General features: G+C 75.9%; 14 protein-coding genes. 11 read left to right on the top strand and 3 right to left on the bottom strand.

Annotated features, from left to right (window positions below):
- The first annotated feature begins 74 nt into the window (after nt 1–74).
- From PH190_RS08740 to PH190_RS08760, 5 genes are all read left to right on the top strand, one after another.
- Nucleotides 75–1,688, top strand: a complete 1,614-nt coding sequence (locus PH190_RS08740) for a 13E12 repeat family protein (protein WP_274231102.1) — start codon at nt 75–77, stop codon at nt 1,686–1,688.
- A 686-nt stretch (nt 1,689–2,374) separates the two neighbouring features.
- On the top strand, nt 2,375–2,785 hold the full coding sequence (locus tag PH190_RS08745; RefSeq protein ID WP_274231103.1) for a PPOX class F420-dependent oxidoreductase: 411 nt from the start codon (nt 2,375–2,377) through the stop codon (nt 2,783–2,785).
- Between the two features lie 91 nt (nt 2,786–2,876).
- Complete coding sequence (gene aspS / locus PH190_RS08750) at nt 2,877–4,682, top strand: aspartate--tRNA ligase (RefSeq protein WP_274231104.1); 1,806 nt, start codon at nt 2,877–2,879, stop codon at nt 4,680–4,682.
- A 4-nt stretch (nt 4,683–4,686) separates the two neighbouring features.
- Entirely contained in the window at nt 4,687–5,652 is a 966-nt protein-coding gene (locus tag PH190_RS08755) for a DUF389 domain-containing protein (protein ID WP_274231105.1), read from the top strand.
- A 13-nt stretch (nt 5,653–5,665) separates the two neighbouring features.
- A complete protein-coding gene (locus tag PH190_RS08760) occupies nt 5,666–6,910 on the top strand; it encodes a hypothetical protein (protein ID WP_274231106.1) in 1,245 nt (414 codons plus the stop codon).
- 8 nt (nt 6,911–6,918) lie between these two features.
- On the opposite strand, the gene PH190_RS08765 is transcribed toward PH190_RS08760, so the two are convergent.
- Nucleotides 6,919–7,599, bottom strand: coding sequence for a hypothetical protein (locus PH190_RS08765; RefSeq protein WP_274231107.1), 681 nt, complete (start codon nt 7,597–7,599; stop codon nt 6,919–6,921).
- A 64-nt stretch (nt 7,600–7,663) separates the two neighbouring features.
- Between PH190_RS08765 and PH190_RS08770 the strand changes: the two genes are divergently transcribed.
- Complete coding sequence (locus PH190_RS08770) at nt 7,664–8,437, top strand: isocitrate lyase/PEP mutase family protein (protein ID WP_274231108.1); 774 nt, start codon at nt 7,664–7,666, stop codon at nt 8,435–8,437.
- 56 nt (nt 8,438–8,493) lie between these two features.
- On the opposite strand, the gene PH190_RS08775 is transcribed toward PH190_RS08770, so the two are convergent.
- Nucleotides 8,494–9,660 carry an aminotransferase class I/II-fold pyridoxal phosphate-dependent enzyme gene (locus PH190_RS08775; RefSeq protein ID WP_274231109.1) on the bottom strand — a complete coding sequence of 389 codons (1,167 nt, stop codon included), beginning with the start codon at nt 9,658–9,660 and terminating at the stop codon, nt 8,494–8,496.
- Nucleotides 9,660–10,139 carry an Lrp/AsnC family transcriptional regulator gene (locus PH190_RS08780; RefSeq protein WP_274231110.1) on the bottom strand — a complete coding sequence of 160 codons (480 nt, stop codon included), beginning with the start codon at nt 10,137–10,139 and terminating at the stop codon, nt 9,660–9,662. Before PH190_RS08780 ends, PH190_RS08775 begins: the two co-directional genes overlap by 1 nt.
- 50 nt (nt 10,140–10,189) lie before the next feature.
- Between PH190_RS08780 and PH190_RS08785 the strand changes: the two genes are divergently transcribed.
- The 5 genes from PH190_RS08785 (at nt 10,190) to PH190_RS08805 (ending at nt 14,986) form a co-directional block, all read left to right on the top strand.
- Complete coding sequence (locus PH190_RS08785; RefSeq protein ID WP_274231111.1) at nt 10,190–11,170, top strand: asparaginase domain-containing protein; 981 nt, start codon at nt 10,190–10,192, stop codon at nt 11,168–11,170.
- A gap of 12 nt (nt 11,171–11,182) precedes the next feature.
- Nucleotides 11,183–12,061 carry a polysaccharide deacetylase family protein gene (locus PH190_RS08790; RefSeq protein ID WP_274231112.1) on the top strand — a complete coding sequence of 293 codons (879 nt, stop codon included), beginning with the start codon at nt 11,183–11,185 and terminating at the stop codon, nt 12,059–12,061.
- Between the two features lie 2 nt (nt 12,062–12,063).
- Entirely contained in the window at nt 12,064–12,501 is a 438-nt protein-coding gene (locus PH190_RS08795) for a hypothetical protein (protein ID WP_274231113.1), read from the top strand.
- 19 nt (nt 12,502–12,520) lie between these two features.
- Entirely contained in the window at nt 12,521–13,933 is a 1,413-nt protein-coding gene (locus PH190_RS08800; protein WP_274231114.1) for a replication-associated recombination protein A, read from the top strand.
- A 339-nt stretch (nt 13,934–14,272) separates the two neighbouring features.
- Entirely contained in the window at nt 14,273–14,986 is a 714-nt protein-coding gene (locus PH190_RS08805) for a hypothetical protein (RefSeq protein WP_274231115.1), read from the top strand.
- The last annotated feature ends 4 nt before the right edge of the window (nt 14,987–14,990 follow it).

Genomic DNA, 14,990 nt, shown 5'->3' on the forward strand with positions numbered 1-14,990 from the left:
GTCGGGGACGGCGGCGTCTGCCTCTCGGATCGAACGCCGGACCGCTGTCGGGGGTCGGCGCTACCATCGAACACGTGTTCGACGACGGCTACCAGGTGGTGCCGGCGGAGCTCGAGGAGACTCCCGCCGGCGCTGCGCTGAGCGCCGTCCTCGAGCGGATCGACCCGCAGCGGGTGTCCCCGTACGACACGGTGCGGCTGGTCGCCGCCCAGCGCCGCCAGCTCGCGCACCAGCAGGCCTGCTTCCACGCGTGCGCGCGGGAGGCCGCGCTGGCGGACCCCGACGCGGAGGGTGGACGGGCGGAGCGGGACGTCGCCGAGTCCGGGGACGAGCTGCGGGCGGTCCTGTCGGCGTCGCGCACGGCGGTGGCGCGGTTGCTCGACCTCGCGGATGCCGCGCAGCGCCACCCACGTCTGGGTGCGGCGTGGCGGACGGGCGAGGTCGATGAGCAGCGGGTGGCGATCCTGGTGCGCTGGACCGCGGCCCTGTCGGCCGAGCACGCCGCCGCGGTGATCGCGGAGCTGATCGACCAGGCCGGCGCGATGACGCCGTCGCGGTTGATCGAGCGGATCCAGGCGCTGGCCAAGGCGCTCGACCCGGCATGGGCGGAGAAGCTCTACCGGCAGGCTCGCCGTCAGCGTCGGGTCCGGGCCCGGTGCACCGACGCGGGCACGGTCAACCTCTCCGCGCTGGACCTCCCGATGCACGGTGGTGTGCGATCGGTGCGGCGGATCAACGCCCTCGCCGCCCGGGCGCAGGCGGCCGGACGTCCCGGGCTCATCGACACCATCCGCGCCGACGTCGTGCTCGCGCTGTTCCATCCCGACAACGCCGGCGCCGACGACGCCGAGATCGTGGCCGCGGTGCTCGCCATGGCGAACGACGACGACCCGCACCCGCATCGCTCGCCCGACCCGGCGCAGGCCCCACCCGACGACCCCACTCCGCCGGACGACCCGACCCCGCCGACGCACCCGACGCCGACCGGCGACCCGACCTCGACCTCGACCGGTGACTCGGCCCCGTTGTCAAATCCGACCCCGCCGTCGGACCCGATCCCGCCCGGCGACGCGGCCGATGACGGGGCCGACCCGTCCGGCAGCATTGGGGCCGGTGCCGCTGGCGGGCGCCGACCGACCCGGCAGTCGCGGTTCGAACTGCGGGTAGGGCTCGGCACGCTGCTCGAGCTCGACGATCGGCCGGCGCGGCTGCCCGGCTGGGGCGTGATCGCCGCGGGCGTGGCCCGCGAGCTCGCGCCCGCCCACGCCGACGCGGAGTGGCGGGTGGCGGTCACCGACGACTCCGGCGCGCTCATCGCGGCACTGCTCGCCGGTCGCCGACCGGCACACACGACGACCACCCCGCAGGAGCCCCCGATCACCGGGGCACCGCGTCCGGTGGTCGAGCTGCACGTCACCGAGGCGGGACTGGCGCGCCTGCGACCACGCGAGCACGTCGGTTGGACGTCCTTCCTCGCCGATCTGCAGCAGCAGCTGAGCCGTTGGCGTGCGGCGCGCGACGAGGACCTCGCCGCCCAGGACGCCGAACGTCGGGCCGCCGAGCCCGACCGGCCGTGGGACGAGCCCCTCGACGCCGAGGCCTGGGCCCGCGTCGCCGCACGGCGACGAGTTCGGGTGCGCGAGGCCCTGGCGCGTTTCCGTCCGCGGCACTGCGTCGCTGGATCATGATGCGGGACCGCGCGTGCGTGTTCCCGCCCTGCGGGGCTACCGCTCTCGCCGCCGAGATCGACCACACGCGCGCCGTCACCGACCACGGACTGACGCTGCCCGACAACCTCGGGCCGGCGTGCGGGCACGATCACGACCTCAAGGACCGGGGTTGGACCCTCGCCCAACCCCGGCCCGGCGTGTTCCGCTGGACCAGCCCCACGGGTCACACCTACGAGCGCGGACCCCGGCCCGTGGTCGACGACCTCCCCGCCCCGCGACCACCGGCCACGCCGTCGAGCACCGAGCCACCCGTCCACGCCGACGACGGACCGGTCTGGGACGACCCGCCTCCGTCGGCGCCCGCCGAACCACCCCCACCTCCCGCCAGAGCCCCGGAGGAGGACCCGGACCCGCCGCCGTTCTGACGGGTCGAGCTCGGCCGCGTCCCCCGGCTGGGGTCGGCCTGGCGCGCGGTCGGCCCGGCGGGGGGTCGGCCCGCGCCACGGTCGGCCCACGGTGTGGTCGGCCCTGTGGTGAGGTCGGCCCGCCGCGCTCGGCCCGGCGCGCGGAGGGCGGGGAGATCGACCCGGTGGGGAGGTCCGCCAGTGTCAGGTCCGCCCGGTGAGTAGGCCGGTCCGCGCGCGGCCGTCGCCGGCCAGGTCGACGGGGAGCATCCGCACCCGCCGTCTCACTAGCCTGTGGCCATGGACCTGGACGAGGCGCGGCAGGTGCTCCGCGAGCAGCACCACGCGGTACTGGCCACCCGGCGCGGCGACGGGGCGCCGCAGATGTCGCCGGTGGCGGTGGGCGTCGACGACGAGGGCGCGGCGGTCGTCAGCACGCGGGAGACGGCGATGAAGACCAAGAACCTGCGCCGCGAGCCCCGCGCGTGGCTCTGCGTCCTGCCCGACGGGTTCTTCGGCAAGTGGATCCAGGTGGAGGGCACCGTCGAGATCGTCGAGCAGCCCGAGGCCCTCGAGGGCCTGCGCGCGTACTACCGGCAGGTCGCGGGCGAGCACCCCGACTGGGAGGAGTACGACGAGGCCATGCGCCGGGAGCGCCGGGTGCTGCTGCGCGTGCACCTCGACCGGGCGGGCCCGACCGTGAGCGGTTGAGATCGCGGTGGAGCCGGGTCGATAACCTCAACGGGTGGCGCGCGACGCGCGCGGCACCCGACGACGACCCGAACCAGGAGCACTCCGCAGCATGATGCGCTCGCACCCCGCCGGCACGCTGCGCGCCGAGCACGTCGGCGCCACCGTCACCCTCGCCGGCTGGGTGGCCCGCCGACGTGACCACGGCGGTGTCGTGTTCATCGACCTGCGCGACGCCTCGGGCGTCGTGCAGGTGGTGTTCCGGCTCGGCGACGTGGCCCAGGAGTCCCACCGGCTGCGCGCCGAGTTCTGCGTGCAGATCACCGGCGTCGTCGAGCAGCGCCCGTCGGGCAGCGAGAACCGCGAGCTGGCCACCGGCGAGGTGGAGGTCAGCGCCACCGCCCTGACGGTGCTCAGCGAGTCCGCCCCGCTGCCCTTCCAGCTCGACGAGCACGGGGAGGTCGGCGAGGACGCCCGCCTGCGCCACCGCTACCTCGACCTGCGCCGCGAGGGCCCCGCGTCCGCCCTGCGGCTGCGCAGCCGGGCCAACAAGATCGCCCGCGACGTGCTGTCCGACCGGGAGTTCGTCGAGGTCGAGACCCCGACGCTGACCCGGTCGACGCCCGAGGGCGCGCGCGACTTCCTCGTCCCGGCGCGCCTGCGGCCGGGCAACTGGTACGCGCTGCCGCAGTCGCCGCAGCTGTTCAAGCAGCTGCTCATGGTCGGCGGGCTCGAGCGCTACTTCCAGATCGCGCGCTGCTACCGCGACGAGGACTTCCGCGCCGACCGCCAGCCCGAGTTCACCCAGCTCGACATCGAGGCGAGCTTCGTCGACCAGGACGACGTCATCGCCCTCGGCGAGGCCGTGATCACCGCGCTGTGGTCGGAGCTCGCCGGGTACGAGATCCCCACGCCGATCCCGCGGATGCCCTACCTCGAGGCGATGGCGCGCTTCGGCTCGGACAAGCCCGACCTGCGCTTCGACATCGAGCTCGTCGAGCTCACCGACTACTTCGCCGACACCCCGTTCCGGGTGTTCCAGAACCCGTACGTGGGCGCCGTCGTCATGCCCGGCGGGGCGTCGCAGCCGCGGCGCACCTTCGACGCCTGGCAGGAGTGGGCCAAGCAGCGCGGCGCCAAGGGCCTGGCCTACGTGGTCGTCGGCGACGACGGCCAGGTCGGCATGGGCGGTCCCGTCGCCAAGAACCTCACCGAGGCGGAGCGCGAGGGCCTCGCGAAGGTCACCGGCGCGAACCCCGGCGACTGCGTGTTCTTCGCGGCCGGCGAGCGCGCCCCCTCGCGGGCGCTGCTCGGGGCCACCCGCGACGAGATCGCCCGGCGCCTCGATCTCATCCCCGAGGGCTCCTGGTCGTTCGTCTGGATCGTCGACGCACCCCTGTTCGAGGCGGCCGGCTCGACCGACGACGTCGCGGTCGGGGAGGGGCAGTGGACGGCCGTGCACCACGCGTTCACCTCGCCCACCCCGGAGTGGATCGACCGGTTCGAGGACGACCCCGAGCACGCGCTGGCCTACGCCTACGACCTCGTGTGCAACGGCAACGAGATCGGCGGGGGGTCCATCCGTATCCACCGGCGCGACGTGCAGGAACGGGTCTTCGCGCTCATGGGCCTGAGCCCCGAGCAGCAGCAGGAGAAGTTCGGCTTCCTGCTCGACGCCTTCGCCTACGGGCCGCCCCCGCACGGCGGCATCGCGTTCGGCTGGGACCGGATCTGCGCCCTGCTCGCCGGGGTCGACTCGATCCGCGAGGTCATCGCCTTCCCGAAGACCGGCGGCGGCTACGACCCGTTGACCGCCGCGCCCGCGCCCATCACCGCGCTGCAGCGCAAGGAGGCGGGGGTGGACGCCCCGGCCCGGCCGGCCGCACCGGTCAAGCCGCCGGAGCGGCCGGTCCAGTAGACCCGTGAACCGCCTGCGGGTCCTCTGCCCGGACACCGAGCCCGGGCTCGTCGACCGCGTGCTCGGCGTGCTGGACGCCGAGCCCGGCGCCGTGCACGTCGTGCGGCTGCGCGGCGCCGCGGTCGACCCGCCGGGCGACGTCGTCGAGGCGGACGTCGCCCGGGAGGCCGTCGACGACGTGCTCGACGCCCTGCGCGACCTGGGGTGCGCCGAGCGCGGCGGGATCGTCCTCGAGACCCTCGACACCGTCGTCTCCGACGCCGCCGACCGGGCCGAGGCGGCGGTGCCCGGCGAGGGCGTGGACGCCGTCGTCTGGGCCGAGCTGCTCGGCCGGACCGGGCAGTCGGCGCGGCTGTCGGTGACGTTCGTGGTCATGCTGACCATCGCCTGCCTGCTCGGCGCGATCGGCGTCGTCACCAACTCGCCGGTCACCGTCGTCGGGGCGATGGTCCTCGGTCCGGAGTTCGGGCCGCTGGCCGCCCTCGCGGTCGCCGCCGTGCGCCGCGACGGCCCGCTGGCCCGCAGCGCGGCCATCGCCCTCGCGGCGGGGTTCGCCATCGCCGTCCCCGTGACCGCGCTCGCCGCCGCCGGGGCGGAGGCCGTCGACCTCGTCCCCGAGGACGCGCTGACGAACCTCTCGGGCGTCGAGTTCGTCTACCAGGTCGGCCCGTTCTCGCTGGTCGTGGCGCTGCTCGCCGGGGTCGCGGGCATGGTCGCGCTCATCGCGGGGGAGGGCTCCGGCGTGCTCGTCGGGGTGTTCATCTCGGTGACGACGGTGCCCGCCGCGGGGTTCGCGGCGGTCGCGGTGACGCTGGCGGACTGGCCCCGGGCGGCGAGCTCGCTGCTCCAGCTCGTCGTCAACGTGGCCGGGATCGTCGTCGCCGGAGTGATCGTCCTGGTGGTCGTGCGGGCGTCGCGACGACGCCGGGGAGTCCCCGAATCCCTCCCGACGCGCCCACGGTCGGGGTAGAGTCCCTCGGCTGATGGCTCCCCTGACGACGGACGACGCGGACACCTCCGACGGTCACGCAGCCGGCGCTCCCGGCTCGGCCGACCGGACGGCGGAGGCCGTCGCACTCGCCGAGGAGCTGCTCACCCGGCGCCACGGCGCGACGGTGCGGCTCGCCGAGCCGGTCGACCTGGGCGGCAGCTCCCGCTCGCTGGTCGTCCGGGTGCGGGTGGCCGAGAACCCGTTCTCGCTGCCGCGCACGCTCGTGCTCAAGCACTACCTCGACGGGGAGGGCGCGGGCGAGCAGAGCACCGTGCGGTTCCGCTACGAGGCCGCGTCCTGCCAGCTGCTCACGGCGATGCCCAGCGAGGAGCGGGCGAGCCCGATGCTCGTCGCGAACGACCCGGTGCACCGCCTGCTCGTGCTCGAGGACCTCGGGCGCTGCTCGACGCTGGCCGACAGGCTCGAGGAGCGCGACCCGAAGGCCGCCGAGCGCGCGCTGCTCGGCTGGGCGCGGGCGCTCGGGCGCATGCAGGCGGCGACGGCGGGCCGCGAGGACGACTTCGGGGCCCTGCTGCGCCGCTTCGGCGAGCGCACGTGGCGCGACCCGCTGGCCGACGACGCCCGGGCGGCGCTCGCCGAGGTGCCTGACCAGCTCGCCCAGCTCCTGCGCGTCGAGGCCGCCCCGGCCGCGGTGGCCGAGGCGCGCGCGGCGGCGAAGCTGCTCGGCGGGTCGGGCCATCGCGCGTTCAGCCCGGCCGAGGTCCGCCCGGACAACTGCCTGCTCACCGGCAGCGGCTCGCGGTTCCTCGACTTCGAGTGGGCCTGCTTCCGCGACGTCGCCCTCACCGCGGCCTCGCTGCGCCTCCCGCTGCCCAGCGGCGGGCCGGCGCGGGCGCAGCCGCCGGGCATGGCCGAGGCGATGGTCGCGGCGTGGCAGGCGGAGATCAGCCCGGTCTGGCCCGACCTCGCCGACGCCGAGCTTCTGCGCGAGCGTCTGCTGCAGGCCGAGGTGCTGTGGGTCTGGCTCTCCACCCGCGTCCTGCTGCCCGCCGTCCTCGGCACCGCCGACACCGGGCGGGCGGCGCGCGTGGTCGTCGCCGACCCGGGGGAGGACACGCCCGCGGTGCTCAGCGCGCTGTGGCGCCGCGTCGGCACCGACGCCGAGCGCGCAGGCCGGGTGGCGACGGCCGAGCTCGCGGCCGCGGTCGTCGCGGCCCTCGGGCGGCACGGCGGCGAGGCGGGGCTGCCGCCCTACCCGGCGTTCGCGGGGCGCTGAGCCGCCGGTCAGGCGGCCAGCGGGGCCCGGTGGACGAGCGCGTCCGCGGCGGCCCCCGACCAGGACGCCGCCCCGTCCGCGGCGAACGCCTCGGCGGGCCGGCGCCCGGCGAGCAGGAGCAGCAGCGCGTCGGCGTCGACGTCGACCACGTCCGGGGCCGTGTCGCGCGCGGGAGCGGGGTGGCCGTCGACGACGTGCACCGTCCGGTCGAGCACCGCGGCGTCCGCCCCGTCACGGCCCGGCGCGCGCACCACGAGGCGGACCGACGCCGCCCGCGGGCCGACCGCGGCCACGAGGAGCCGGGGCGCGAGGTCGACCACCAGGCGCGCGGCCGCGAGGACCGCCGGCGCGTGCTCGGCGAGGTCGACGGGCAGGCCGAGGGCGGTCCGCAGGTCGTGGGCGTGCAGGCACAGGTCGAGGCAGGAGGCGCCGAGCACGGGGTCGTCGACGTCGAGACCCGCCATCCGCAGCGCCTCGCGGTGCCGCGCGTCGGCCAGCGAGGTCCGTAGCCGGGACGGGGCGGCGTAGTGCACGCCGCCGTGGTCGCCGGCGAGGTGCGCGACGAGATCGCCGACCGTGGGCTCCGGGCCCGGGGCGTCGCGCGTCCAGTCGTCGGCGGCCATGCCGTCCACCGCGTCCTCGGCCGTCTCCCAGAGGCCGAGCACCGCCGCTGCTGCGTCCGTGGCCATCCGTCGACGGTATGTGACCCAGGACACAGGAACAAGGAGCGCCCGCGTCGCGGTTCGGACGACCATGAGCACCGTCGAGAAGGCCCAGGAACTCCGCCGCCTGCACAGCGACCCCGAGCTGCTCGTCGTGGTCAACGTGTGGGACGCGATCACGGCCACGACCGTCGCGAACACCCCGGGCACCACGGCCCTCGCCACCGCGAGCCACGGCATCGCGGCCGCGCGCGGCTACCCCGACGGCGAGGTCATCCCGCGCGACGAGATGATCGCGGAGGTCGGGCTCATCGCCCGGCAGACCGAGCTGCCCGTCACCGCCGACCTCGAGGGCGGCTACGGCGACCCCGGCGGCACCATCGCCCGCGCGATCGACGTCGGGATCGTCGGCGCGAACCTCGAGGACCAGCTCAAGCCGCTGTCCGAGTCGGTCAGGGCCGTCGAGGCGGCCGTCGCCGCGGCCGAGAAGGCCGGTGTGCCGTTCGCGCTCAACGCCCGCACCGACGCCTGGGTGCGCGGCGGCGACCGCGACCCGCAGGTCGTCCTCGACGACGCGATCGAGCGCGGGCGCGCCTACCTCGAGGCCGGCGCCACGAACGTCTTCGTGCCCGGCAAGCTCGACGAGGACACGATCCGGGCGCTGGTGGCCGCGCTCGGCGAGCGCACCGTCAACGTCATCGGCGTGCCGGGGATGCCCTCCACCTCGCGGCTGGCCGAGCTGGGCGTGGCCCGCTGCTCGTTCGGCCCGTGGAGCCAGAACGTGGCCCTCACCGCCCTCGCGCGGCTCGCCGAGGACGCCTACGCCGGCGGCGGCCTGCCCGAGGGCACCCGCAAGCTCAACTGACGACCCCACGTGCGTGATCTCCAGAGCTATGGCTCAGGAGACCACGCACGTACCCGTCAGCGGCGCGCCTCCAGGAACCGGCCCATGCGCTCGAGGGCCTGCTCGAGCAGGGGGAGCGCGGTGGCGTAGGAGCAGCGGACGTGACCCTCGCCCGACGGCCCGAACACGTCGCCGGGCACCACGGCCACCTTCTGCTCCTCGAGCAGCTGCTCGGCGAAGTCCTGCGAGCTCAGGCCGCTGCTGCGGATCGACGGGAACGCGTAGAACGCCCCGCCCGGCTCGGGGCAGGTCAGCCCGAGCTCGTCGAGGCCCTTGACGAACAGCCGCCGGCGCCGGTCGTAGTCGGCGACCATCTCGGTGACGTCGGGGTCCGCGCTCTTGAGCGCCTCGATCGCCGCGACCTGGCTGACGTGCGGCGCGCAGAGCATCGTGTACTGGTGGATGCGGTGCATGAGCGCCGCCACCGGCTCCGGCGCGCACACGTAGCCGACCCGCCAGCCGGTCATCGCGTACGACTTCGAGAACCCGTTGAGCAGCACCGTCCGCTCCCAGGCGCCCTCGACCGCGGCGGTGCTGGTGTGGGTGCCGGTGTAGGTCAGGCGGTCGTAGATCTCGTCGCTGACCAGCCAGAAGTCCTCGCGGGCCGCCAGCGCGGCCAGGGCGGTGAGGTCCTCGGCGGACTGCGCGGCGCCCGTCGGGTTCGACGGCGAGCCGAACAGCACCGCCTTCGTCCGCGGGGTCACCGCCGCCGCGATCCGCTCGGCGTCCAGGCGGTAGCCCTGCGCGGGGTCGGCGGGCACGGGCACCGGCACGCCGCCCGCGAACGCCACGCACGGCTGGTAGGCCACGTACGACGGCTCGGGGACGATCACCTCGTCGCCCGGGTTGAGCAGCGCGCGCAGCGCGAGGTCGAGGCCCTCGGAGACGCCCGAGGTCACCAGGCACTCGTCGGCCGGGCGGTAGGTCAGCCCGTGGCGGGCCTCGAGGTCCGCGCAGATCAGCTCGCGCAGCTCGAGCAGCCCGGAGTTGCCGGTGTACGTCGTGGCGCCGCGGGTCAGGGCGTGGATCGCCGACTCGCGCACGCCCCAGGGCGTCGGGAAGTCCGGCTCGCCGACGCCGAGGGTGATGACGCCGGTCATCGTCTGCGCGAGGTCGAAGAACTTCCGGATGCCCGACGGCGGCATCGCCTCGACGACCCGCGAGAGCGGCTTCTGCGGCGACATCAGGGCATCACCGAGAGCCGCTGGTCCGGCTCGGGGTCGATGAGCAGCTGGCCGTCGTCCTTGTAGCGGCGCAGCAGGAAGTGGGTGCTCGTCGCCGTGACGCGGTCGACGCCCGAGAGCTTCTGGGCGACGAAGTCCGCGACCTCCTTCATCGAGGACCCCTCCACCTCGACCCGCAGGTCCTGCGCCCCGGACACGAGGTGCACGGCCCGGATCTCGCGGAAGCGGGCGATCCGCTCGGCGACGTCGTCGAACCCCCGGCCCCGCTCGGGCGCGACGGTGACGTCGACGAACGCGGTCACGCGGGTGTCGCCCAGCCGGTCGCGGTCGACGACGGTCTTGTACCGGCGGATCACGCCGTCGGCCTCCCAGCCGGCGATGGCCGCGCGCACCTCGTCCTCGGGGATGCCGGTGAGCGCCGCGATGCGCTCGGGGGTCGCGCGGGCGTCGGACTCGAGCACGGTGAGGATCTCGTGCATGGGGAACGACCCTAGTCGTCCTCGCCGTCGCCGACCTGCGGAGCCGCCCCGTGCCCGTCCCGCCGCCCGACTCGCCGCCCGTCCACCTCATCGCCACCGGCGGCACCATCGCCAGCACGGGCTTCCCGGCCCCGCGCCGGGCCTCCCGCGACGGCCGCGCGCTGCTCGCGGACGCCGGCGTCACCGGCGACGTCTCCGCGAGCATCACCGTCACCGACGTCGAGACCGCCGGCAGCTACGCGATGGGGTGGGACGACCTGCGCCGCCTGCACGCGGCGGTGACCGCGGCCCTCGACGCGGGCGCGGCGGGGGTCGTCGTCACCCACGGCACCGACACGATGGAGGAGAGCGCCTACGGCCTGGACCTCCTGCTCGACGACCGCCGCCCCGTCGTGCTCACCGGCGCGCAGCGGGCCGCCGACGAGCCCGGCGCCGACGGGCCCGGCAACCTGCGCGCGGCGCTCGAGGTGGCCGCCGACCCGGAGGTCCGCGGCGACGGGGTGCTCCTGTGCTTCGACGGCGAGGTGTTCGCCGCCCGGGGCGTCGCCAAGCGCCACACCCTCGCGGCGGGCGCCTTCGACGGGTCCGTGGTGCACCGCGTCGTCGACGGGCGGGTCCGGCGGGTGTCCCACCCCGTACGGCGACCGGCACTGCCCCTCGTGGCCGCCGACCCGCCGCGCGTCGACGTCGTCGCCGCCCACCACGGCGCCGACGGCACCCTGCTGCGCGCCGCCGTCGCCGCCGGGGCGCGGGGTGTCGTGCTCGCCGCCGTCGGGATCGGCAACGCGGCGCCGGACGTGGTCGCGGCGGTGGGCGAGGCCGTGGCGGGCGGCGTGACCGTGCTGCTCGCGAGCCGGGTGGCCGAGGGCCCGGTCTCCGCGCGCTACGCGACCGGCGGGACCGCGCTGGTCGAGGCCGGCGCGCGCCCGGTCGGGGAGATGAGCCCGTGGCAGGCACGGATGCTGCTCGGCCTCGCCCTCGCGGCTGAGCCGGGCGACCCGGGGGCACTCCTGGCGGAGCACCTGACCTGAGGGAGGACCCCCGTGGCCAAAGAGATCCTCGTCGCCTTCGGCGTCGACGTGGACGCCGTCGCCGGCTGGCTCGGCTCGTACGGCGGGCAGGACTCGCCCGACGACATCTCGCGCGGGCTGTTCGCCGGCGAGGTCGGCGTCCCCCGGCTGATCGAGCTGTTCCGCCGGCGCGGGATGACCCAGACGTTCTTCTGGCCCGGGCACTCCGTCGAGACCTTCCCCGGCGAGTTCGACGCCTGCGTCGCGGCGGGCCACGAGATCGGCGTGCACGGCTACAGCCACGAGAACCCGCTGGCCATGAGCCGCGAGCAGGAGGAGACGATCCTCGACTACTGCACCGAGCTCATCGAGCGCCGCAGCGGCCGCCGCCCGACCGGCTACGTCGCCCCGTGGTGGGAGTTCAGCCGCGTCACCAACGAGATCCTGCTCGACCGCGGCTTCCGCTACGACCACTCGCTGATGCACCGCGACGTCACCCCGTACTACGTGCGGGTCGGCGACTCCTGGACGCCGATCGACTACGACCAGCCCGCCGAGTCGTGGATGAAGCCGCTCGAGCGCGGCGAGGAGACCGACCTCGTCGAGATCCCGGCCAACTGGTACCTCGACGACCTGCCGCCGATGATGTTCATCAAGGGCAGCCCGAACAGCCACGGGTTCGTCAACCCGCGCGACATCGAGCAGCTGTGGCGCGACCAGTTCGACTGGACCCACCGCGAGTGCGACTACGCGGCCTTCACCATGACGATCCACCCCGACGTCTCCGGGCGCCCGCAGGTGCTGATGGCCCTGGAGCGGCTGATCGACCACATCGACGGCCACGACGGGGTGCGCTGGGCGACGTTCGACGAGATCGCGCAGGACTTCGTCGCCCGGAACCCGCGCTCCTGATCATGTGTGGTGCCTGCGGGTCGGGGCGGGTGCGGGCGCCGTGGGAGGACACGGTCGGCCCGCCCGACCGCGCCGCGCCCCGCCGGTTCGCCGCCGCCCTGACCCGCGCGCTCGGGCCCTGGCGGTGGCGGGTGGCGCCGTGGGCCGGGGGCTACACGGTGTCCGGCCCGCAGGGCGCCCTCCCGCCGGCGCACTCCGTCGACGAGATCGTCGCCCGGGCCCGCGCCGCCCGGCCGGGGACGCCGCTCGTGGACACCGCGCCGGCCGACGGCCTCGCCCTCGCCGACGCGGTCGTGCGGGTGGCCGTCACCGCCGCGCAGCGCGGCGGTCCGGTCCTGCTGTGTGGACCGGACCCCGGGCAATCGCGGCGGCTCACGACCCGCGACGGCGTCGCGATCGACGTCGTCCCGCGCGCCGGGACCGCCTGGGCCGTCGGCTGACCTCGCTACCGTGCGGGGCATGAGCGAGGACGGGCTGTTCGAGGTCGAGGCGGCCGAGTCGGCGGCGCCGCCGGCCTCCGCGGGCCCGGACCCCGACCGGCCCGTCACGCGGGGCGTCGTGGAGGACCGGCCCGCGCCGACCAGCGGCGTGGCCGCCCCGCTGGCGGTGCGGATGCGCCCGGCGAGCCTCGACGAGGTCGTCGGCCAGCAGCACCTGCTCGCGCCCGGGGCGCCGCTGCGGCGGCTGGTCGAGGGGGCGGCGCCGGCGTCGGTGCTGCTCCACGGCCCGCCGGGCACGGGCAAGACGACGCTCGCACGCCTCATCTCCCAGGCCACGGGCCGGGCGTTCGAGGCGCTGAGCGCGCTCAACGCGGGGGTGAAGGAGGTGCGCGGGGTCATCGAGGTCGCGCGGCGCCGCCTCGCCGCCGCCGAGCCGCGACGGACCGTGCTGTTCATCGACGAGATCCACCGCTTCTCGCGCACCCAGCAGGACGCGCTGCTCGCGGCCGTCGAGGACCGGGTCGTGCTGCTCGTCGGCGCCACCACCGAGAACCCGAGCTTCTCGGTCGTCGCGCCGCTGCTGTCGCGCTCGCTGGTCCTCGGTCTGCACGCCCTGGACGACGACGCGGTCGGCACCCTGCTCGACCGGGCCGTCGCCGACCCGCGCGGGCTCGGCGGCGCGGTCACGCTGGACCCCGAGGCCCGCGCGCACCTCGTCCGCCTCGCCGCGGGCGACGGGCGGCGGTCGCTGACCGCCCTCGAGGCCGCCGCCGACGCCGTCGGGGGGACGGGCGAGATCACGCTGGCCGACGTCGAGCGGGTCGTCGACGAGGTCGCCGTGCGCTACGACCGGGCGGGCGACCAGCACTACGACGTCATCTCGGCGTTCATCAAGTCGATCCGCGGCTCCGACCCGGACGCCGCCCTGCACTACCTCGCCCGCATGATCGTGGCGGGGGAGGACCCGCGGTTCATCGCCCGGCGCCTCGTCGTGCACGCCAGCGAGGACATCGGGCTCGCCGACCCCACCGCCCTGCCCGCCGCGGTCGCCGCCGCGCAGGCCGTCGCGCTGATCGGGCTGCCCGAGGCGCGCATCAACCTCGCGCAGGTCACCATCCACCTCGCCACCGCGCCGAAGTCGAACGCCGTGATCACCGCGATCGACGAGGCGATGGCCGACGTGCGCCGGGGCGCGGCCGGGCCCGTGCCCCCGCACCTGCGCGACGGGCACTACGCGGGCGCCCAGGCGCAGGGCAACGCCGTCGGCTACGTCTACCCCCACGACGACCGGGCCGGGGTGGTCGCGCAGCAGTACCCGCCGGACGAGCTGGTCGGGCGCGACTACTACCGGCCGGGCGGGCGCGGCGACGAGCGGGACCGGGCGACGCGGCTGGCGCGGCTGCGCGAGGTCGTGCGCGGCACCCAGGGCTGAGGGTGTCGCGGGCGCGCCCCCCGGCCGCCCGCGACACCACCCAGTCTTCGTGGCCAACGGCGCGAGGGTTTCGGAGGACGCGTCCTGGACCGTCCGGCCGCGTCCCGGACAGCGTCCGGACGGCGGCTGTGCAGGGGATGTGCCCGTGACGGATGATCTCGGCGGGTCCGGGGGGACACGGGGACCGGGGGGACATGACGGACGGGGAGACCGCGGGCGGGCCGACGGCGGGCCGCGGAGCGGGGGCCGGCACGGGCGGCAGCGCGGGGGGCACGGGCGGCAGCGGCGACTCGCCCACGCGGTTCTGCACGGACTTCCGCGACGTCCTGCGCGCGCGACGTGTCCTTCCGGCGTGCCGAGGAGCTCTCGGGTTGGGGCAAGTCGACCATCGCGGCCGCGACGCGCGGGCCGGGGCTGCCGAACGCCGACCTCGTCACCGACGTGCTCGCGGCCGTCGGCCTCGACCCCGACGAGGTGGCGGCGTGGCGGGCGCGGCACGCCCGGCTGCGCGACCCCGAGCCGGCGCCCGACGCCCCCATGCCGTCGGCGCCCGTCCCGACCCCGGCGACGCCGCCGGAGCCCGCCCGCCGGTCGACCCGGCGCCGGGTGGAGATCGCGGTCTTCGTCCTGCTCGTCGCGCTCGTGGCGGGCCTCGCGACGGCGCTCGTGCTCGTCCTCGCCGAGCCCGCCCCGCCGGAGCCGCGCACCGTCCTCGTCCAGAACCGGGTCGCGATCGGCCCGGGCGAGCTCGTCGAGGACCGCACGCCGTCGTACCTGTCGGCGCGGCCCGTCGCGTACTGCGCGCGCCAGCCCGGCTGCAAGATCCCCGGCACCGACGTGTGGAGCGGCGCCACCTTCGAGGCCGTCTGCCAGCTCACGGGCGAGGTCATCACCAACGCCGACCTCACCTCGACCAGCATCGGCCAGAACCCCAACGCCGCGGTCTCCGAGGTGTGGCTCGGCGCGCTGGCCCCGGACGGGCGCGTCGGCTACATCTCCGAGGTCTACCTCGCGCCGGCGTACCGCGGTGGACTGGGCCTGCCGCACTGTTGATCTG

The sequence above is a fragment of the Actinomycetospora straminea genome, from assembly GCF_028737255.1.
GTDB classification, from domain to species: Bacteria; Actinomycetota; Actinomycetes; order Mycobacteriales; family Pseudonocardiaceae; genus Actinomycetospora; species Actinomycetospora straminea.

Coding starts and splice junctions, on each gene's coding strand:
- PH190_RS08745 (WP_274231103.1), top strand. CDS start 2,375: ATGGACCTGGACGAGGCGCGGCAGGTGCTCCGCGAGCAGCACCACGCG.
- aspS (WP_274231104.1), top strand. CDS start 2,877: ATGATGCGCTCGCACCCCGCCGGCACGCTGCGCGCCGAGCACGTCGGC.
- PH190_RS08760 (WP_274231106.1), top strand. CDS start 5,666: ATGGCTCCCCTGACGACGGACGACGCGGACACCTCCGACGGTCACGCA.
- PH190_RS08765 (WP_274231107.1), bottom strand. CDS start 7,599: ATGGCCACGGACGCAGCAGCGGCGGTGCTCGGCCTCTGGGAGACGGCC.
- PH190_RS08770 (WP_274231108.1), top strand. CDS start 7,664: ATGAGCACCGTCGAGAAGGCCCAGGAACTCCGCCGCCTGCACAGCGAC.
- PH190_RS08775 (WP_274231109.1), bottom strand. CDS start 9,660: ATGTCGCCGCAGAAGCCGCTCTCGCGGGTCGTCGAGGCGATGCCGCCG.
- PH190_RS08780 (WP_274231110.1), bottom strand. CDS start 10,139: ATGCACGAGATCCTCACCGTGCTCGAGTCCGACGCCCGCGCGACCCCC.
- PH190_RS08795 (WP_274231113.1), top strand. CDS start 12,064: ATGTGTGGTGCCTGCGGGTCGGGGCGGGTGCGGGCGCCGTGGGAGGAC.
- PH190_RS08800 (WP_274231114.1), top strand. CDS start 12,521: ATGAGCGAGGACGGGCTGTTCGAGGTCGAGGCGGCCGAGTCGGCGGCG.